Source organism: Microcoleus sp. B4-C2 (assembly GCF_036705265.1).
GTDB lineage: Bacteria > Cyanobacteriota > Cyanobacteriia > Cyanobacteriales > Microcoleaceae > Microcoleus.
On the sequence record NZ_JAUBUB010000003.1, the window covers coordinates 98888 to 118893 of the forward strand.

General features: G+C 46.7%; 19 protein-coding genes. 9 read left to right on the forward strand and 10 right to left on the reverse strand.

The window, feature by feature from the left end; genetic code table 11:
- Window positions 1-26: 26 nt before the first annotated feature.
- The 5 genes from QUB20_RS02185 to patD all read right to left on the reverse strand — a co-directional run bounded on the left by QUB20_RS02185 (window position 27) and on the right by patD (window position 4944).
- Complete coding sequence (locus tag QUB20_RS02185) at window positions 27-512, reverse strand: GNAT family N-acetyltransferase (protein WP_333242791.1); 486 nt, start codon at window positions 510-512, stop codon at window positions 27-29.
- 175 nt (window positions 513-687) lie between these two features.
- Complete coding sequence (locus QUB20_RS02190; protein ID WP_333052553.1) at window positions 688-1761, reverse strand: RNA polymerase sigma factor, RpoD/SigA family; 1074 nt, start codon at window positions 1759-1761, stop codon at window positions 688-690.
- 117 nt (window positions 1762-1878) lie between these two features.
- Window positions 1879-3552 (reverse strand): ABC transporter ATP-binding protein, encoded by a 1674-nt coding sequence (locus tag QUB20_RS02195; RefSeq protein ID WP_333242786.1) that lies wholly within the window; start codon window positions 3550-3552, stop codon window positions 1879-1881.
- Window positions 3553-3915: 363 nt separating this feature from the next.
- Window positions 3916-4500 (reverse strand): zf-TFIIB domain-containing protein, encoded by a 585-nt coding sequence (locus tag QUB20_RS02200; RefSeq protein ID WP_333052547.1) that lies wholly within the window; start codon window positions 4498-4500, stop codon window positions 3916-3918.
- A 57-nt stretch (window positions 4501-4557) separates the two neighbouring features.
- Window positions 4558-4944, reverse strand: coding sequence for a heterocyst frequency control protein PatD (patD, locus tag QUB20_RS02205; protein WP_333052545.1), 387 nt, complete (start codon window positions 4942-4944; stop codon window positions 4558-4560).
- 113 nt (window positions 4945-5057) lie between these two features.
- Between patD and QUB20_RS02210 the strand changes: the two genes are divergently transcribed.
- From QUB20_RS02210 to QUB20_RS02225, 4 genes are all read left to right on the forward strand, one after another.
- Window positions 5058-5318, forward strand: coding sequence for a hypothetical protein (locus QUB20_RS02210; protein WP_333052543.1), 261 nt, complete (start codon window positions 5058-5060; stop codon window positions 5316-5318).
- 88 nt (window positions 5319-5406) lie between these two features.
- A complete protein-coding gene (locus QUB20_RS02215; protein ID WP_333242784.1) occupies window positions 5407-7680 on the forward strand; it encodes a bifunctional (p)ppGpp synthetase/guanosine-3',5'-bis(diphosphate) 3'-pyrophosphohydrolase in 2274 nt (757 codons plus the stop codon).
- Window positions 7681-7926: 246 nt separating this feature from the next.
- Entirely contained in the window at window positions 7927-9120 is a 1194-nt protein-coding gene (locus QUB20_RS02220) for an ATP-binding protein (protein ID WP_333242781.1), read from the forward strand.
- Window positions 9117-10121 carry an AAA family ATPase gene (locus QUB20_RS02225; RefSeq protein WP_333242778.1) on the forward strand — a complete coding sequence of 335 codons (1005 nt, stop codon included), beginning with the start codon at window positions 9117-9119 and terminating at the stop codon, window positions 10119-10121. Before QUB20_RS02220 ends, QUB20_RS02225 begins: the two co-directional genes overlap by 4 nt.
- A gap of 61 nt (window positions 10122-10182) precedes the next feature.
- Here QUB20_RS02225 and QUB20_RS02230 read toward each other — a convergent pair whose 3' ends face one another.
- Window positions 10183-11103: a glycine betaine ABC transporter substrate-binding protein gene (locus tag QUB20_RS02230; protein ID WP_333242775.1), complete on the reverse strand. Its 921-nt coding sequence runs from the start codon at window positions 11101-11103 to the stop codon at window positions 10183-10185.
- Window positions 11104-11266: 163 nt separating this feature from the next.
- Between QUB20_RS02230 and QUB20_RS02235 the strand changes: the two genes are divergently transcribed.
- Window positions 11267-12634: an aldehyde dehydrogenase gene (locus QUB20_RS02235; protein WP_333242771.1), complete on the forward strand. Its 1368-nt coding sequence runs from the start codon at window positions 11267-11269 to the stop codon at window positions 12632-12634.
- A 376-nt stretch (window positions 12635-13010) separates the two neighbouring features.
- On the forward strand, window positions 13011-13361 hold the full coding sequence (locus QUB20_RS02240) for a 4a-hydroxytetrahydrobiopterin dehydratase (protein ID WP_333242768.1): 351 nt from the start codon (window positions 13011-13013) through the stop codon (window positions 13359-13361).
- A 26-nt stretch (window positions 13362-13387) separates the two neighbouring features.
- Here the strand turns inward: QUB20_RS02240 and QUB20_RS02245 are convergent, their stop codons facing one another.
- On the reverse strand, window positions 13388-14119 hold the full coding sequence (locus tag QUB20_RS02245) for a response regulator transcription factor (protein WP_333052527.1): 732 nt from the start codon (window positions 14117-14119) through the stop codon (window positions 13388-13390).
- 595 nt (window positions 14120-14714) lie between these two features.
- On the opposite strand from QUB20_RS02245, the gene QUB20_RS02250 reads away from it, so the two are divergent.
- Complete coding sequence (locus QUB20_RS02250; protein WP_333101986.1) at window positions 14715-14969, forward strand: DUF6761 family protein; 255 nt, start codon at window positions 14715-14717, stop codon at window positions 14967-14969.
- Between the two features lie 293 nt (window positions 14970-15262).
- Here QUB20_RS02250 and grxD read toward each other — a convergent pair whose 3' ends face one another.
- From grxD to QUB20_RS02265, 3 genes are all read right to left on the reverse strand, one after another.
- Window positions 15263-15586: a Grx4 family monothiol glutaredoxin gene (grxD, locus tag QUB20_RS02255; RefSeq protein ID WP_333201083.1), complete on the reverse strand. Its 324-nt coding sequence runs from the start codon at window positions 15584-15586 to the stop codon at window positions 15263-15265.
- Window positions 15587-15787: 201 nt separating this feature from the next.
- The gene (locus tag QUB20_RS02260; protein WP_333242763.1) at window positions 15788-16048 is read right to left on the reverse strand and encodes a BolA family transcriptional regulator; all 261 of its coding nucleotides are present in this window, start codon (window positions 16046-16048) and stop codon (window positions 15788-15790) included.
- Between the two features lie 42 nt (window positions 16049-16090).
- On the reverse strand, window positions 16091-16714 hold the full coding sequence (locus QUB20_RS02265) for a hypothetical protein (RefSeq protein WP_333242760.1): 624 nt from the start codon (window positions 16712-16714) through the stop codon (window positions 16091-16093).
- A gap of 100 nt (window positions 16715-16814) precedes the next feature.
- Between QUB20_RS02265 and QUB20_RS02270 the strand changes: the two genes are divergently transcribed.
- Together QUB20_RS02270 and QUB20_RS02275 are read left to right on the forward strand one after the other, a co-directional pair.
- Window positions 16815-17441 carry a hypothetical protein gene (locus QUB20_RS02270; RefSeq protein ID WP_333242758.1) on the forward strand — a complete coding sequence of 209 codons (627 nt, stop codon included), beginning with the start codon at window positions 16815-16817 and terminating at the stop codon, window positions 17439-17441.
- Between the two features lie 210 nt (window positions 17442-17651).
- Window positions 17652-19979, forward strand: a complete 2328-nt coding sequence (locus tag QUB20_RS02275; RefSeq protein WP_333242755.1) for a S8 family serine peptidase — start codon at window positions 17652-17654, stop codon at window positions 19977-19979.
- Window positions 19980-20006 lie beyond the last annotated feature (27 nt).

The window sequence follows — 20006 nt, forward strand, 5'->3', positions numbered from 1 at the left end:
CAAGATGCCTGTTCCACACGCCTGAATTACTTCGATGCCAAATTTGCCAAAGACTCGCCCGCAACCCGGCAAATCCGCCAGTCGGGCATCACATCAGCACCGATACCCTTGTAAAATCCGATCGCCAATTCATTCCAATCCAAAACGCTCCATTCCAAACGCCCGCAGCCCCTTTCTACTGTCAACTGCGCTAAATAAACTATCAAAGACTTGCCAATTCCCCGCCCTCGAAACTCAGGCAGCACAAACAAATCTTCCAAATAAATTCCCGGCTGAGTTAAAAAAGTAGAATAATTGTAAAAAAACAGCGCCCAGCCCACAACTTGACCTTCGCACTCGGCTAAAACCGCTTCAGCAAAAGGTCGTGAGCCAAACAAATGATGCTCCAAATCAACGGCATTGCCAGTAACGGCATGAGATAATTTTTCGTACTCAGCTAAAGCTTTAATCAAATCAAACAGCACCGGCACGTCGGCGCGGGTAGCTGGACGCAAAATTACCTCAGAAGACATAAATAAGTAAGTAGTACGCGACAATTAACAATTAAAAATACCACATCAAGACATTTTTAATTTGTAATTTTTAATTAATTTTTTCCACATTAAACCAGCATATTTACGGTGGCCTCGGAGTGCCACCCCACAATAATTTTAAGATTTTTCAAAATGCCAACTCAATTTTTTTGGCTTATTTCAACCAGCCCTTCAATCGTTCCGTCACTTGAGGGCGGCGCAGCTTTCGCATTGCCTTATTTTGAATTTGACGGACTCGTTCGCGGGACAAATTGAACAAACTGCTGACCTCTTCTAAAGTGTAAGGTTCGCCGGTCAGCAAACCGTAACGCATAGCAACAATCTCTTTTTCCCGCTCAGTCAAAATACTGTCCAACACCTCCAAAATATCTTGGCGCATCATCATCTCATTCATCTGAGCTTCGGGAGATTGCGTCGCGTTATCTTCGAGAACATCCAAAAGTTCGGAACTTTCTTCTGAGCCGATGCGGTGGTTGAGAGACAAAGATTGCCGACGTACTTGCTGGAGGTAGCGAAGCTGTTCGCAACTAACTTGCATTTCTCTAGCAAGTTCAGTTTCACTTGGATTTCGTTGAAGAGAACGCTTCAAATCTCGATAAACTTTTTTGAGTTTATTTAACTGTTCGACAATGTGAACAGGCAAGCGAATCGTCCGCCCTTGATTGGCAATTGTCCGGGTAATTCCTTGGCGAATCCACCAATAGGCATAGGTAGAAAACTTGTAACCCTTCTCTGGATCGAACTTTTCGGCTGCTCGATTTAAACCCAAAGCTCCTTCCTGAATTAAATCGAGAAAAGGCACGCCCCGATTAAGATAGCGTTTGGCAATCGAAACCACCAAGCGCAAATTCGAGCTGATCATTTTCCGTTTCGCCGACTGACACTGGTGGCGAAGCTGTTGCATTTGAGTTTCGCTTATCCCCAAAGCCGCTGCGATTTCAGCTTTTGTCGGCACTCTGTCCAATTCCTGCTGCAAACGCTGTTCTAGTTCATCCAGGGCTACCAATTCTTGAACGCGGCGCGCCAACTCTACTTCTTCGGCTGCTGTCAGTAGAGGATACCGAGCCATTTCCTTGAACAAAGCTCCCACTGGATCGTCGGCAGACCAGTTGTTGTATGCTGACGATCGAGTTACCGTCGGACGATCGATCTCGGTGTCTTCATCTTCTGCGATCGCGAATGAGGCTTCGGGTGCCACCGCAAAACTGCCTAGGTCAGATTCTGCCATATCGTGCTTGGTGTCGGTGGAAGGATTTGAAAAGTATCCCTTAACTTTAACCAATTTAACCCGAAATTTCCGAAATCCCAAATCCCAAATCCCAAATCCCAAATCCCAAATCCCAAATCAATTAGTTCGGGCTAGTAAAGGAGCAGCCTGCAACAACTGCTGAGTGTAAGGGTGCTGCGGATTAGTAAAAATATCCCTAGTCTTACCGATTTCAACAATTTTTCCAGCATTCATTACCGCAATACGATCGCAAAAAAATCTCGCCACCCACAAATCGTGCGTAATAAACAGATAAGTCAAATTAAATTCCTGCTTCAACTCCAACATCAGCTCTAAAACTTGAGTCTGCACGCTGGCATCCAGCATACTCACAGGTTCGTCGCAAATTATCAGTTGTGGCCGAGTAATCAAAGCGCGGGCGATCGAAACTCGCTGCTGTTGTCCTCCCGACAATTCCCCCGGATAGCGACGAAAGAAATCCTCCCCAGGACTTAAACCCACCCGCTCTAACATTTGGATTACTTGTTTTTTAGCTTCGCTGCCATTAGCTAATTTGTGAATAAACAAAGGATCAGCAATACTTTGCCCGACAGTCATCATCGGATTCAGGCAAGCGTGGGGGTCTTGAAAAATCATTTGCATTTCGCGGCGGTGCTTCCTCACAGCATCGCGGTTCAGGGCAGTTATATCTATTCCTTGAAATTCCACTTTGCCGCCAGTCGCGGTAATTAGCTGCAAAATCGTGCGTGACAAGGTACTTTTGCCGCAGCCGGACTCCCCCACCAGCCCTAGGATTTCTCCCCGTTGTAGCTCTAAACTAACGCCGTCTACGGCTTTAATTACCTGCCGATTCCTGGAAAACAACTGATCTAATAAATTGCTTTCTAAACTGTAGTGTTGCTGCAAATTGGTTACGGTCAAAAGAGGCGAATTTGTTAAGTTTGCAGTAACGGCTTCAGTCCTGATTTCCTCGAATGCTAACCCTTTGTCAGAATCGGCTTGAATGTGCAAAGCTGCTTTGAGGAGCGATCGAGTATATTCGTGCTGCGGCTTCTCAAAAACGTTTAGCACCGGCCCTGTTTCTACAACTTTACCGCCGTACATCACCGCAATGCGATCGCAATACTCAGCCACCATCGCCAAATCGTGAGAAATCAACAAAATAGCCGTTCCCCGTTCCTCACAAAGTCTGGTTAATTCCTGCAAAATCTGGGCGGCGACAGTTACGTCCAAACTTGTAGTCGGTTCGTCGGCCACAATTAATTTGGGATCGAGCAAAAGAGCCAAAGCAATTGCTACTCTTTGTCGCATTCCGCCGCTAAATTCGTGGGGAAATTGCGACCAGCGAGACGCGGGAATTTTCACAGCTTCCAGAGTTTCGATCGCCCGTTTCTTAGCTTGCTTGCGATCCAAATTCGGTCGGTGAGCTTGCAAAGTCTCGATGCAATGTTCTCCTACAGTCATCAAAGGATCGAGACGAGTCATCGGATCTTGAAAAATCAATGCTACAGCTTCGCCCCGAAATTGTCTCAGCCGCGAAGCATTCATATCAAACACCGACTCTCCAGCAAAACTAACTCGCCCCTCAATCAGCGTTGAATCCGGCAGCAACCGCATCGCCGCCCTTCCCAAAGTTGACTTACCGCATCCAGACTCCCCAACTAATCCGAGCTTTTCCCCCGGTTTCAGCGTCAGCGAAACCCCGTCAACGGCCCAACCGGATTGGCCTCGCCGCTGAGGATAAGCTACTCGCAGATTGTCAACGGAAAATAGAGAATAGTCATTAGTCATTAGTCATTAGTCCTTAGTCAATCGATTTTAGATTTTAGATTTTGGATTTTAGATTAAAGAATTAAAGCATTAACTTGCGCGAGATAAATTCGGGGGCTTGTATCCTGGATGCTTTCGGTCAGTAGTCAGTGGTCAGTGGTCAGTTGTTATTTGTTATTTAATGGTCAATATACTGGCTGTTAGTTGTTACTTCTTAGTGTTTCAGAGTTATTAGTTATTGGCAAGAGACGGCTCTGCTGTTTGTAAATACAAATAAAAATAGCTACAAACAAAGCTTTTATTAGTACATCATTCACCGAGCAACTGATAACTGACAACTGACAACTAACAACTGACAACTGACAACTGACAACCATCAACTGACTAAATTTCCCTTCGCTTCAACTCAGCTCTCCGCAGTATGTAAGTAGCGGCACAATCTGCGTGAGGATGGTCTGCTAAAACTTCCGCGAGTTCCAACACATATCCGGCGATATCCGGCCCCAACTTCTCAGTCAGCACTTGACGTTCCCGAGAGGCGAGTTCTTGCACGCGGGCCTTAGCTTGCCAATTCGGAGAAAACATCTTGTCAATCTCGGTGTGGAATCCCAGACTTTCGAGAATGTCCCACTCGCCGTTATCGCACCAAATGCCCCCGCACAACATACAGCGCTCTATGTAAAAGGGCACTCTGCTGAAAGGAACTTTCGCCCGCGACAGATAGTGACCGTCTTCGGGACACAGCGCTGCTTTGCTGTCGTAGGGAGACGGCGTGAATTCTATGCCGAGAGTCGCTGTCGCATCAGGCTTCTCGGATTTGTTGTACCACTGGCTTTGCTCTTTTTGCCAAGCTTCGTATTCTCTGCCTGGAATCCAGATACCGTAACAGTTGGGACACCACTGCACCGACATACGGCCGGCTAAGGTACCGCCTTCTAAATTGGGATGTTTACATTTTGGACATTCCACCGCTTTATTTCTCCTTGCCTTATTAATTCCCTGTTAATTCAATTATTAATTCTGTATCTAGGCGGGCCCTGAAGAACCAGAATTTTTTTGCAGCAGCGCGCCACAGTAGCCAATTAGCGTGTTGAGCCGCGCGATCGCCCCAGTTTGCCTCGCCTTTGCTGTCGCTGGCTGGCGCGACGCTTGCAAAAAGGTGACATCTGTCCCCAATAACCGCAGTTGCTTGTGAATTTCCGTCAAATAGGACTGCTCTGGGGGTGTTTCTGAGGCGTCTAACTCATCGCTTTCGGCTCTCATAATTTGGTTTCCGAAAAATTGTTGCACTTTTGTGTATTCGATCGCCAGCGCGGCCCGATCCAGATTCTCCTGTGCAGCAGTTCTTTGTAGTTCTTCTAGCGCTTGCTGTAATTCTTGGTAGCACTGGCGGCGGTCTTCGGACAATATCATGATTTTGTAAACAAATTTGTATTTATAATCAAAGTAGATACTTACTTAAGTTTGCTCATAGGGAGGGAAGCTGTGCGTTTTTGGAGCTATTCCCTGTTTTGTGAGAACTTTTTTTGATTTGCTGCCCTGACTCTACCCTTCTGGCTGCTGCTTTTAGTTTAGCGTTGCCGGTAAATGCCGATCGCCCGCAACCTCAACGGCTACCGCCAAAATATGCTTATTTTACCCGATTTTCCCCGATCGACAGACTGCTGCGGCAGCAGTGGTGTCACTATCTTTTCCTACCTGCGAGGGGGGGCGACTCGGAATTAGATAGGTATAGTTTGAGAAAAATCGACTATTTTTTTGAATTGCAAATTGTGGCATTCAATTAGTTTAGTATAGCTAAACACATAATTTCGGCAATTCAACCGAAAACCGGCTTTTAACCATTTGTATTTCTAAGTTTTAAAGGTGTACCCCATGAACGCGAACACTCTGACTCCCTCTCCTTCGATCGATCCTGCTGTAGTTCCCGATTGGCTGCAAGAATGCCTGAATGCTCGATCGGAGCCTGATGGCAGCCCTAACCAGAATTGTTCGACTGACGACAGCTTAATTTGTCGGGCCTTTGAATTTGCCCGCGACTTGCACGAAGGACAATACCGCAAATCAGGAGAACCTTACATTTGCCATCCGGTAGCTGTCGCTGGAATACTCCGGTATATGGGCGGCAACAACGTCATGATTGCCGCCGGCTTCCTCCACGACATTGTTGAAGATACAGATATTACTCTCGAAGAAATAGAACAGCGGTTCGGCGCCGAAGTGCGACAGTTGGTTGAAGGTGTCACCAAGCTTTCTAAGTTTAATTTTTCCAGCAAAACAGAGCGCCTTGCGGAAAATTTCCGCCGAATGTTCCTAGCAATGGCTAAAGATATTCGCGTCATTGTCGTCAAACTGGCAGATCGGCTGCACAACATGAGGACTTTGGAGCATTTGTCCGAAGAAAAGCAGCGCACTATTGCCCTAGAAACCCGAGATATTTTTGCTCCCCTAGCGAACCGTTTGGGTATTGGCCGCTTTAAGTGGGAATTGGAAGATTTAGCCTTTAAATACCTGGAACCGGAAGCTTACCGCGAAATTCAGGACTTAGTGGCGGTGAAGCGAGCCGATCGAGAAACTCAACTCGCAGAAGTCACAGATAGTTTGCGAGAAAGGCTTGACAAATTAGGCATTAAATGCTACGAAGTCAGCGGTCGTCCCAAACATTTGTACGGAATTTATGGGAAGATGCAGCGCCGCCAAAAAGGCTTTAACCAAGTGTACGATATTGCGGCGGTGCGGATCATAGTAGAAACCAATGATGACTGTTATCGGGCTTTGGCGATCGTCCACGATTCTTTCCGCCCGATTCCCGGCCGCTTTAAAGATTATATCGGTTTACCAAAAGCCAACCGCTACCAATCTTTGCACACCGGAGTAATCGGAACCAGCGGCCGCCCCATCGAAGTGCAAATTCGCACCGTAGCAATGCACCACATTGCAGAATACGGCATTGCCGCGCACTGGAAATACAAAGAAACCGGCGGTTCTAACACAAAAGTCACCGGCGATGACGAAAAATTTACTTGGCTGCGACAACTCCTTGAATGGCAAAGCGACCTCAAAGACGATCGCGAATATTTACAAAGCATTAAGGACAACTTATTCGACGAAGATATTTACGTTTTTACTCCTAACGGAGACGTGATTGCTCTCAATAGCGGCTCAACTCCCGTAGATTTTGCTTACCGCATTCACACAGAAATTGGCAATCACTGCACCGGTGCCAGAGTCAACGGGCGAATGGTGACACTAGACAAGGTTTTAAAGAACGGCGATATTGTAGAAATCTTGACCCAAAAAAATGGTCATCCGAGTTCCGATTGGCTGAATTTTGTCAAGACAAACGGAGCAAAAAACCGAATTCGCCAGTGGTTGAAGCGATCGCACCGAGATGAAAATCTCGCTCGCGGCCGAGAATTGCTGGAAAAAGAATTAGGTAAAAACGGCTTAGAATCTTTGCTAAAATCTGAACCCATGCAATCGGTGGCTCAGCGCTGCAACTACCACAGCGTCGAGGATTTAATCGCCGGTTTAGGCTACGGCGAAGTCACCCTAAATCTCGTAGTAAATCGACTGCGAGATTTAGTAAAAGTGCAGCAAAAAATTGAAGCTGCTCCCGCAGCAACCCACGAATTGCCCCAGCTAATACCTGCATCGACGACACCGAAACCATTACCGAGTTCGTCTCCGAGCAAATCGCCCATCGCAGGTGTAGAGGGATTGCTCTACCATTTAGCCGGCTGTTGCTGTCCGATTCCTGGGGAATCAATTATTGGAGTTGTGACTCGCACTCGCGGAATTTCGATTCACCGACAACGATGTTCAAATGTTGAGAGCGTACCTGGGGATCGCTTGGTTCCTGTGAGTTGGAATTCCAGCAACCGCAATGAATCTCGACCCAACACTTATCCGGTTAATATTCAAATTGAAGCCCTCGATCGAGTGGGAGTTCTCAATGATGTTTTATCGCATTTGAAGGACAACCAAGTAAACGTCCGCAGCGCTCAAGTCAAAACATATCCCGGATTGCCGGCCTTAATTGACTTGTGCATGGATATCCAGGATAAACAACAGTTCGAGCGGACTTGTATGCAAATTAAAAAGATGAGCGATATTTTGAATTTGCGGAGGCTGAGTGAAGGGACTTAGAAATTTAATTTAGCGGCTGATGCGGGAAATTGGTAAGTAGTAATTGAAAATAAACTTTTCTATTTAAACTCTTAACAATTCCCAAACTATAGCAATCCTTGCAGGAGTCGTAAATTTTTTACCCCACCCCAACCCTCCCCTTATCAAGGGGAGGGAGTAAGAAATTCACAAATGATTTAGGATTGCTATAGCCGCAGTCGGCTGTTAGCAAGCAGTAAGAATAATTTACGACAAATAAGTTAAAGCATGGATGACAGTCAGTTAGAAAATCTCCTCAAAGACATTGAATCCGATCGAGTAGAGCGCAAGGCCTCAACATCCGATAGGGGTAAACTCCGTCAGGCTATATGCGCTTTTGCCAACGACTTGCCAAACCACCAACAGCCAGGGGTACTATTTATAGGTGTTAATGATGATGGAAGCTGTGCCAATTTGAGCATCACCGATCAACTGTTACTAACCCTCTCGGATATGCGTTCAGATGGAAATATACTGCCTTTTCCCGCGATAACCGTGCAAAAGCGAACGCTTGCGGGATGCGAGTTAGCAGCAGTCATTGTAGAACCATCAGATGCACCCCCTGTCCGCTATGAGGGGCGAATCTGGGTACGGGTGGGCCCCCGCCGCGCTACTGCCACAGCCGAAGAAGAGCGCCGTCTCTCAGAAAAACGGCGTTCCAGAGATTTACCTTTTGATATTCAATCTTTGCCTTCCGGGACACTAGATGACTTAAATTTAACTTTATTTCAACAGGAATATCTACCTTCAGCATTGCCTAGTGACATATTAGAAGAAAATCAAAGAACCGTCGAACACCAATTAGCATCAGTAAGATTTATTACCAGTTTACCGTCAATTCAGCCAACAAATTTAGGTATATTGGTAGTAGGAAAAGACCCAAGGCAATTGATACCGGGTGCTTACATTCAATTTTTGCGAATTGAGGGAACTGAGCTAACCGACCCAATTAAAGACCAGAAAGAAATTGCCGGGCAACTTTCTATGATGCTGAGAGTGTTAGATGAAATACTGCAATCTCATATCTCAATAGCTTCTGATATTACCGCTCAGTCAGTGGAAATCCAGCAGCCAGATTACCCGTTAGTAGCACTGCAACAGCTTGCTAGAAATGCGCTCTTGCACCGCACCTATGAAGGGACGTATGCACCAGTAAGAATTACCTGGTTTAGCGATCGCATTGAAATTCAAAACCCCGGGGGGCCCTTTGGACAAGTTAACAGACAAAATTTTGGTAGGCCTGGAATCACTGACTACCGCAATCCAAACTTAGCAGAAGCCTTAAAAAATCTTGGTTATGTACAAAGGTTTGGAATGGGTATCGCCATAGCTCGCAATTCACTGCAAAAAAATGGCAGTCCACCACCGGAGTTTGTTGTCGAAGATGCTCATGTTTTAGTAATTATTAGGAGGCATCCGTGACAGTACCCATTATTGCTTTTTTCAATAATAAAAGTGGCGTCGGTAAAACTTCGCTAGTCTATCATTTAGCCTGGATGTATCGCAATTTAGGAATGCGGGTGCTAGCAGCAGATTTAGACCCCCAAGCTAATTTGACTGCTGCTTTTCTAGATGAAGAACGTTTAGAAGAATTGTGGGAAGGCAATAACCGACCTAACACAGTTTTTCGCTGCGTACAGCCTTTAGTTAGAGGAATTGGTGATATTGCTACTCCAGAAGTAGAGCACATTGAAGAAAGATTGGGACTCTTGGTAGGAGATTTATTGCTCTCTGGATTTGAAGATGACCTCTCAGCAGAATGGCCCGGCTGCACCGATCGCAAGGAGCGTTCTTTTCGGGTCATTTCTGCTTTTTGGCGACTCTTGCAAGAAGCAGCAACAGTTCATCAAGCTGATGTAGTTTTGACAGACATCGGCCCGAATTTAGGAGCGATTAACCGGGCCGCTTTGATTGCAGCTAACTATGTAGTAGTTCCTCTATCACCGGATTTATTCTCACTGCAAGGATTGAAAAATCTCGGCCCAACTCTCAGACGCTGGCGGCAAGAATGGCTAGAAAGATTAGAGAAAAATCCTGCCCCTGATTTAAAGCTTCCTCAAGGTCAAATGCAACCTGTTGGTTATATTGTCCTGCAACACTCGGTACGGCTAGACCGCCCAGTGAAAGCTGATCAGCGATGGATTGCACGGATTCCTAATATTTATCGGGAAGCTGTGCTCAATGAATCGGAAAATAGCACACTTTCCATCGCGGAAGATCCTCACTGTTTAGCTTTGCTAAAACACTATCAGAGTCTGATGCCGCTTGCTCAAGAAGCCCATAAACCTATGTTCCACCTCAAACCTGCGGATGGGGCAATTGGTTCTCACGTCCAGGCCGTGCAAAGTGTTTACCTAGACTTTAAAAAGCTAGCTCATAAAATTGCTGAAATCGTAGAAATCCCAATACTTACCAATTTCTAATCCCAACTTTTAAGTAAGCTGCTACGGATATAAAGTGAACTTTTAGGATAGAAACTGCCGATTATTTTGCGTTAGGTGCGGGCTGGGAACCGCCCAACTTTTGCTGCAAAAACTCCCGCGCCACTTGTCCGGCTTCCTGCTGTTCCCCGTCAACTTGATAGTTGAGTTTCCGCATATCTTCCTCAGAGATTTTGCCGCCCAATTCTGCGAACACTGGACGCAATTCCGGGTATTTCTCCAAAATTTGCGATCGCACAACCGGAACTGCTTCGTAGGGCGGGAAATAGCCCTTGTCATCTTTGAGAACTACTAAACCTAAACTTTGAATCAAACCGTCCGTCGTATTACCAGCAATCACATCTACTTCTTTTTGTTGCAGCGCTTGATAAAGCAATCCTAACAGCAATTCCTTCGGTTGTTCTCGAAACTTAATTCCGTAAGTTTTCGCCAATCCGGGAAACCCATCTTCTCTCTCGTTAAATTCTGGGCCGAAACCAGCCCGGAGGTTAGGTGAAGCTTTCCCAAGTTGCGAGAGAGTTTGTAAATTGAGTTTTTTGGCATCGTCTCCCCGCACAATAATCGCAAAACTGTTATTAAATCCCAGCGGTTCCGTCCATTCTGCTTTAAACTGTTTGGGATATTCTTGTTTGAGGTAATCGAGGACTTTTTTGGGGTCAGAAATCGGTTTTTGTTTGAGCAGGTTGGCGTAAGCAGTCCCCGTGTATTCGACGTACAAGTCGATTTTACCTGCTGTTAGGGATTGATGGCAAAGCGAACCTCCCAGATTCAGTTCTCGTTCTACTTTGATATCTGTTTTAGCTTCGATATGGCGTGCTAAAATTTCGGCGAGGATGACTTGTTCGGTAAAGTCTTTCGAGCAGATGACAACTTGCTTTTCGGGCTTAGAGGTACATCCTGCTACTGCAAGCAAGCAAAGCAGCCAGCAGGAATAGAAAAAAAAATCGTTCTTAGAGATTTTCATGACTTAACTCAAATTAAGCATCTACAATTAATACCTTATAAGTTATAGCATAAAGCCCCGATCGCAGACTTTTTCAAGAGGTCTGCGCTTTAACACCGATCGCACTTTACCCAAGTTCCGTTTTCCTGTTGTAACATTTATTTATAGACATGGAGGACTAAATATGGTAATCAGCGTCAGCGATATTATCCAGCAGCAGCGACAATTTTTTGCGACTGGGAAAACGAAAGATGTGGATTTTCGGCTTGAACAACTGAAAAAACTTAAAAGTGCGATCGAACTTAATCAATCACGAATAGTCGATGCTGTCAAGGCAGACCTCGGTCGGCCGGAATTCGAGGCTTATCTTGAAATCGCATCGATCGCCGAAGTTAATTATGCCATCAAAAACCTCAAATCGTGGGTAAAGCCGAGAAAAGTGGCTGCTTCGATAGATCAATTCCCAGCATCGGCCCGCATTTACCCTGAACCTTTGGGCGTAGTATTAATCATCGGGCCTTGGAATTACCCATTTCAGCTAATGATATCACCTTTAGTCGGGGCGATCGCCGCCGGCAACTGTGCACTTCTCAAACCCTCGGAAATCGCCTCGCACACCTCCGAAGTTATCGCCGACATGATATCCAAAACCTTCGATCCCGCCTACGTAGCCGCCGTCGAAGGAGGAGTCGAAATCAGCCAACAATTACTAGCCGAAAAATTCGACCACATCTTCTTTACCGGAGGCACTAAAATCGGTCGAATTGTCATGGAAGCTGCCGCTAAACACCTGACACCTGTAACCTTGGAATTAGGTGGCAAAAGTCCTTGCATTGTAGACTCAGATATTCAAGTTGAATACACCGCAAAACGCATTGCGTGGGGCAAATTCCTCAATGCCGGACAAACTTGCATCGCTCCAGATTACCTGTTAGTTGATAAAAAAGTTAAACCTGCTTTGATGACAGCAATTAAAACAGCAATTCACGAATTTTACGGCGACGATCCGCAAACAAGTCCCGACTATTCGCGGATTATTAACCAGCGGCAATTAGACCGTTTGAGTGGGTTTATCAAAGATGGAGAAATTGTCGTCGGTGGGGAAGTTAAGCCGGAAGATAGATATATTGCACCGACGGTTTTAGATCGTGTTTCCTGGGATTCGCCGGTGATGCAGGATGAGATTTTTGGGCCGATTTTGCCAGTTTTGGAGTATGATGATTTCGGAGAGGCGATCGCCCAAATCAACGCCCGTCCCAAACCTTTAGCTTTGTATTTGTTCTCTAAAAATAAAGAGAAACAAGAGCGAGTTTTGCGGGAAACTTCTTCGGGGGGAGTTTGTCTCAACGACACGGTTATGCAAGTGGGAGTAAAAGATTTACCTTTTGGCGGAGTTGGTGAAAGCGGCATCGGTAGCTATCACGCAAAAGCAAGTTTTGATACTTTTTCGCATCAAAAAAGCGTGCTGCAAAAGTCATTTTTACTTGACTTAAAATGGCGGTACGCTCCCTATAAGGGTAAGTTGGATTTGATTAAGAAAATTATCGGTTGATCGATCGCACTTGGAGGGGCGGGTTCGCCAACGTTTACAATATCACCGAGATAGCCAAATGAACCCGCCCATTCCTGATATTATCGGTCAACCGATTCCACGGTGAACGATTATTTCCATAAATTTTAAAGGATTGCTCATCTGTTTTATGAACGATTTCGATCGCAATGTCTGCCTTGCACCATTCTCAAGAACAGGCTTTCCGGCCTGTTCCACAAAGAGTGAATTTCTTGTGGGTTGGGCATCCTACCCGCCCATAAAAAGCTTATTAAAAATGGTGCAAGATGTCAATCCTAAAGGACAGTTGCCCTTCAAAATAATTCAGATTAGAAATGTCTATAATATCTTTTAGCATCTTCTCGCTAAACAGCAATTTATGGAACCTTTAGCAACAGAACGCTGTGCAGCCTGCAGCCCAAACTCTGCCCGCGTCACAGCTTACGAAATTGTCCAGCTAAAACCTCAAATTCCCGACTGGAATTTGATCGAAAAAAATGGCATTCCCCAAATAGAACGCACTTACGAATTCCCGGATTTCAAAAGTGCGATCGCCTTTACAAACAGCGTCGGCGAAGCAGCAGAAACTGAAGGACATCACCCCGCACTGTTAACCGAGTGGGGGAAAGTTACCGTTACTTGGTGGACTCACGAGATTCCTGGACTGCACCGCAATGATTTTATTATGGCTGCGAAAACAGATGCGATCGCCAATCAATTCCCAAAATAAAATCCGACTTATAGCCCGATCGCAGTTTAAGAAAGCACCGCCCTGGGCACTGGTGAATGTTGATTAGCATTATTCAACAACTCCAGATTCAGTCGGTAGCCGACATTCCGTACAGTTTGAATCAGGCTCGGCTGTCGCGGGTCGATTTCGATTTTTTTACGCAGAGAGAGTACGTGAGTGTCGATCGTCCGGGGGTTATCAATCGCATCAGGCCAGGCCCGACGCAGCAAATCCGAGCGCGACAGCGGCACTCCTCCAGCTTGAGCTAGCACGTACAGCAGGCTAAATTCCTGGGGAGTCAGCTCAATATGTTCCTCGTACAATCTCACTCGGCGCTGCACCAAATCAATTTTCAGCAGCCCGCACTCCAGCGTCGCCGGCGGTAGCATCGTGCGGTTACGGCGCATCAGAGCTTCCACCCTGGCCATAAACTCTTGCATCCCAAAGGGTTTAGTCAGGTAATCGTCTGCCCCCGCCTTCAAACCTTCAACAATATCCGATTCCGAATTCCGCGCCGACAGCATCAAAATCAGCGACTGCTGCTGCTGTTGTAGCCAGTTGCAAAATTCCAAACCGTCCCCATCCGGCAATTGGGCATCCAGAATGACTAGGGTTGGCTGGCGGCTGAAAAATATTTCCCTAGCGTGACTGATATCCGCTGACTGGTGCACCCAGTGACCGACTTGCTGTAGATGCCAGCCCAAGAGCGATCGCAGGTGCGGATTCCCTTCAACAATTGAAATACTTGCAGATTCCACAGAGGCGAGCTTCCCATATCACTAATTGCTACAAGGTTAACAGAGCTTTTGTCAAGCTTTTGTAACCATCGCTACTCAAGCATTAGCTGCGTTTAAAGCAGCGGACATAGCTAGGGTACGAATTTTAAAGATGGGGTTAATTTGGCAGAGTCAGCCTGCAGAAAGGTGAAATCATTCTGGCGGTAAGCTTACAATGAAAATAAGACAGTGTAAAGCCGATCGATCCCATGCCCCAACCGCCTGCCAAAAGCGATCCCCCCGACCCAGCCCCCAATCCCAGGAGGTTGACAAATCGCGCAAGTGAAACTAGAATTCCTCCAACCGTTCGCTCGGTAGCCGGAACACTCAGCCACTTTGACCGTCAAATTCAGCCACATCCCGACTCAATTAAACGCACAGCGAATTATCTAGGTGCGCGCAAAAAGTCGAGCAACTGCATTGCAACGAGTGAAATTTTTTATGGAGGGTAGCCTGTTGAGCAGGGTAAAAACTTTTATTTAGAAATAGCTTCAAGCTGAGCCACTCAGCATCAATCGAGGCCGTTCCTAAATCCCGCCGTCATTATACAAACCACAAAGGATTTCAAGCTCATACCATGCTACAAGACACCCAAACAATCCGGCACTACCAAAAACTCACCGACGCCCTCGTCGAAATGTGGAATAGAGGTTATCGCTTTGATGACCTACGGCTTTACTTAGACGGCTATTTAGCAGCCCTGCGGCACTCCAACAGTTTGGAGCCCTATCTGATTCACAGACTAGAGGAAGAAGCAGCGCGTTACATTCACGACCCCTCCAATTTTGCAATGCCACAGACACAGACACAGGCTGAATCAGACTACTATTAAATAGCAAATTCGGTTTGATAAACCCTTGATGAATTGGGAATTGGGAATTGGGAATTGGGAATTGGGAATTGGCAATTTTAACGGGTTCCCTGGCTATGCCTCGGAACCGATGTCCACAGGCTCGGCCTCGCTTTGGGAGCCTAAAAATTCGATGCCTAGCCGACTGCATTGCGTTCCTAGGCTTTGCCTGGTAACGAATAATTAAGTAAATCAACCTAATTCAACGTAAAACGCGATTGCTGTTATTTCCCCGACTTCTTTAAGAAGTCGGGGATATGTTTTTTCTGTCTAATTTAAGAAGCCAAAGCCACTTCTACAACTTCTTGCAATTCGCCCTTTTGATACATCTCGATCATAATATCCGAGCCACCAACAAATTCGCCGTTGATATAAACTTGAGGAATTGTCGGCCAGTTGGAATACTCTTTAACGCCTTGACGAATTTCCTGGTCTGCCAAAACATCAACAGTTTCGTAAGGCACTCCCAAAGTATTGAGAATTTGCACCACAGTATTAGAAAAACCACACTGGGGCATTAACTTATTGCCCTTCATAAACACCATGATTTTGTTTTGCTTAACCAACTCGTCAATTCTTTGATGTGCTGTTGTACTCATGGTAGGTCCTAATATTGTTTGAAAATTTTTAAACGTTGACTGACGCAGAAACCGGGTTTTTTAGGAAAATCTTTCGTTACAGCCATAGATTCCGGTTAAAAAACCCGGTTTCTTTGGTTTTTGTGGGTAAGTGCAGCAGTTGTATTTCAAGCAACTCTTGACACAAGCACAAACTTGTGATACCCAATTGCCGCTCAACAATTAAGCAGCTTGACTTTTCGCTTCCCATTCTGCAGGAGTTAAGGTTTCCAAGCCCAAAGCGTGGATGGCTTCACTAGCCATTGCCAGTTTGAGAGCGCCGTATACCAGTTGGTGCTGCTGTACTCGGCTTTTTCCTTCAAAGGCTGCAGAGACGACTCTCGCCTGGTAGTGGTCACCGCCACCGGTCAAATCGTCAACTTGTATTTTAGCGTCGGGCAACCCTGCCTTAATCATTTCTGCTACTTGAGACGGTGTAACCATTGGTTTCTCTGATAAACGGCTGTAATTTAGATTTTAGTGGAACTATTTGTTAGACGATCGCGGTTGAGTGCTGGCAGGCCGGGGAAAGGGCGAATCCACAAAACCCAATTCCAGTAACTGCTGGTAAGCTTTCTTGCCCAAGTCGCGAGTTGGCTGCTGCGATCGAATAATCTGAATCAGCAGGGGCACAGCCAGTTCGGGCTTATTTTGCGCCCGGTGTACCAACGCCAGCCGGTAGGTAGCTTCGTCGCGCATTTGGGCCGTTTCTACAGCTTTGGTGCGGTGGCTTTCCGCCAAGCGGATGTCAATTCCGGCAAAACTGCTACCCAGTTGTTGGTAGAAGTTGGACAGTTGATTGAAAATTTGGCGGGATTCTTGGAGTTTTTGAGTAGCCAGTGCGTAATTCTGAGAGGAAATAGCACTGCTGGCTTCTGTCATCAAACGCTGGCCTCCTGGGACGCTCAGCAGACTGCTGTCTTGCGTCAGAGGGCGAAGATTGTTGGGGTCTGTGGGGTCGTCGGCGGGCTCGATTTGCTGTTGGTTCTCTGGCCCAGAAGGTTGTTGTGCTTGGACTTGGATCGGTTGCAACAGGGTAAAAGCTGCGATCGCCCCGATCGTAATCCGGGCAGTGGAGCGAAGCCAGCAAACAGTTCCAGAGTATACCATGAAATTACTTTGCGCCTATGCGCTTTAAAAAAATATTTAGCTTGAGCCGATCTTACCATTGGCGATCGCAACCGGCTAAGTGTAAACCAAATTTGTTGAAATGTCAAAGGGTGGGCGATCGATTTTGGATTTTAGATTTTGGATTTTAGATTTTGGATTGAACCAGGAAATCGCGGGGGATTGGACAGATCCCGGCAATCTAGTCCTGGACGCAGAAACCGGGTTTTTTTACCTAAATACTGCCTTTGAGGGTTTAAAAATGGTGGAAAACCCGGTTTCAATGGTTTTGATGGGTAAGTCCCGATCTAATTCAACAATCGAACGAACCATGAATATCGAAATTGAAAGAACAGCTTACGGTCAACTGCTGGCGAAATCGCAGCCTAAGCCAATCCTGAACGAAGAAGATTATGATCTTGCCCTCGCAGAAGTAGAATATCTGATGTCTCAGGAAGAATTAACATTAGAAGAAGAAACTTTACTAAGCCTCTGGGCTCTGTTGATCGAAGAATACGAAGCCAAGTATTACCCAATTCCAGAAGCGACTCCCCAGGATGTTCTATTGCATCTCATGGAAGTTCGCGAACTCAAAAAAGCCGATTTAGTGGGCGTGATTGGTTCCAAAGGAGTAGTCTCTGAGGTGGTTAATGGGAAACGGGCGATTAGCAAGGCGCAAGCTAAGGCGCTGGGAGAATTTTTTAATATTAATCCTAGCGTGTTTATTTGAGCGTGTTTATCTGAAAAACTCGCTGATATCGAAAAAGACTTGGCGGTTGACACCGCTAGCAACGCGATCGCACAAACTAAGTCCGACGCGGACTGATGGAAAAACTACCGCTGTTAGTTACAGCTTCAAACCCCTCATAGCAAAAACCTCCCTGACAGCTTATAAATATGTTTGATAAATCTACATCCAAATTAAACAGGAACATTTCTGATGGTAGAACCAAGCAAACCGACCTCCGACACTCTCCAAAATTATCAAGGAATTGGAGTTCCAGAAGAAAGTCTGCCAGTGATTTTGCAGCGTGGCGGTGATGAATTGCTGCTGTCAAAAGCGGACGATCGCTTTACAGTCCGCCCCTCATCAACAGCATCAGCCTCAAATGATTGGGCTGCAACAACTGGGGCAAAACTCAACCGTCGCGTCGGCCAAAGCAATCTCGAAGAATATCTCGTTTCAGCCGATCGCCTAGAAGCAGCAATGCAAACAGCGCGCGCCAGCGATGCCGTAGCTTTTGCCAGCCACGTCTATTGCCCCGCGAACAATCCGAGTACATTCTTTTATTTAACCGACCAAATTACGATTCAATTTGGCGAACAAGTAGATGAACAATCGCGAAATGCGATCGCCAATGCAGCAGCTTTAAAAATAGTCCGGCCAGTAGAAGGAATTCCCAACACCTTCGTCGGCGAAGTCACAAAACAAGCAACAGAAAACCCGATCAAAATTGCCAACCGCCTGACAAGATATCCAGAAGTTCTGGTAGCGGAACCCAACATTTTAGTAGAGATGCAGCAGCATTACACGCCCCGCGATCCGCTTTATCCCAAACAGTGGTATCTAAACAACAAAGGCGGCAACGAACTTGTCGGCGGTGCTCAAATTTATGCAGAACCAGCTTGGAACCTGACTCGCGGAGTTCGATCGATCGTAATTGCGATCGCCGACGATGCAGTTGACATCACCCACCCAGATTTTCAAGGCCAAGGCAAAATCGTCTCACCCATCGATTTCAAAGACGGCGACACTTCCCCGATGCCAGTCGCCGACTCAGACAACCACGGTACAAGTTGTGCCGGCGTAGCCGTTGCTGAAGAAAACGGCAAAGGCATTGTCGGCGTCGCCCCCGGATGCGCCCTGATGCCCATCCGTACCACGGGTTTTCTCGATGACGATTCTGTCGAAAAAATATTTAATTGGGCGATCCAAAAAGGTGCCGCCGTCATTTCTTGCAGTTGGGGGCCTGCTGCAGTTTACTATCCGCTTTCCCTGCGGCAGAGTGCCGTTATCACCAAAGCAGCAACCCAAGGGCGGGGCGGCAGAGGCTGCGTTATTCTGTTCGCGGCGGGGAATGCCAACCGCCCAGTCAACGGTACTGTTAACGAGAAAGGCTGGCCCAACAACGTCGTGGAGGGTCAAACTAGATGGCTGGCAGGATTTGCCGTTCACCCCGACGTAATTGCCGTCAGCGCTTCCACTTCCCTCAACAAAAAAGCAGCTTACAGCAACTGGGGCACCAGCATCTCGGTTTGCGCCCCCAGCAACAACGCGCCGCCGGGAACTTGGTTGCCAGAAACCGGATTTATCGGCACGCCGCCGGAGGTGACGCAGTATTTGCCCGGTTTGGGGGTGTTTACTGCCGATCGAGTGGGCGATCGGGGCTACGACTGGGGGGACTATACTGATACTTTTGGCGGTACTTCCAGCGCCACTCCAGTAGTCGCTGGGGTTGCAGGGTTGATACTTTCGGCTAACCCCCGTTTGACGGCGCGGGAAGTGCGGGGAATTCTCGAACAAACTGCTGAAAAAATTGTCGATCCCGATCCCGATCCCCAGTTAGGGAATCGCATGGGAAATTACGATCCTAACAACGGTCGCAGCGATTGGTTTGGTTACGGGAAAGTGAATGCTTTTAAAGCTGTGCAAGCTGCGGTGAGAAAGGGTGGCGGCAATCCGAATATCGGGGGTACAGTGTTCAGTGATATTTCTGGACATTGGGCACAGAAGTTTATTGAAGCTTTGGCTGCGGCGAATATAATTAGCGGTTTTCCTGACGGTTCTTTTCGGCCTGATGACAGTTTAAACCGTGCTCAATATGCGGCGCTGTTGGTGAGTGCGTTTAGTCCGATTCCGAGGGTGCCGGCTACAAATTTTATTGATGTTTCTGCTACTTTTTGGGCGAGAAGTGCGATCGAACGAGCAAATCGGGGGGGGTTTTTGGCGGGGTTTCCGGGGTTGAAGTTCGGCCCGAATCAGAATTTGACTAAGGCTGACGCGATCGTGTCTTTGGTTAACGGTTTGGAACTCAAGGGCGGGAATCCTGATACTTTGAAAGTTTACACCGATCGCTCTCAAATTCCTAATTATGCTTTGAGTGCGATCGCCACAGCAACTGCTTTGAAGATTGTGGTTAATTATCCTTCCCGCGATTGGCTTTCGCCGCTGCGGGACATTACCCGCGGTGAGATTTCGGCTTTGATTTACCAGACTTTGGTGGCGATTAATCGGGCAAAGGCGATCGATTCTCCTTATATTGTTTAATCGCGATCGGTTTGTATTGATTAGAAT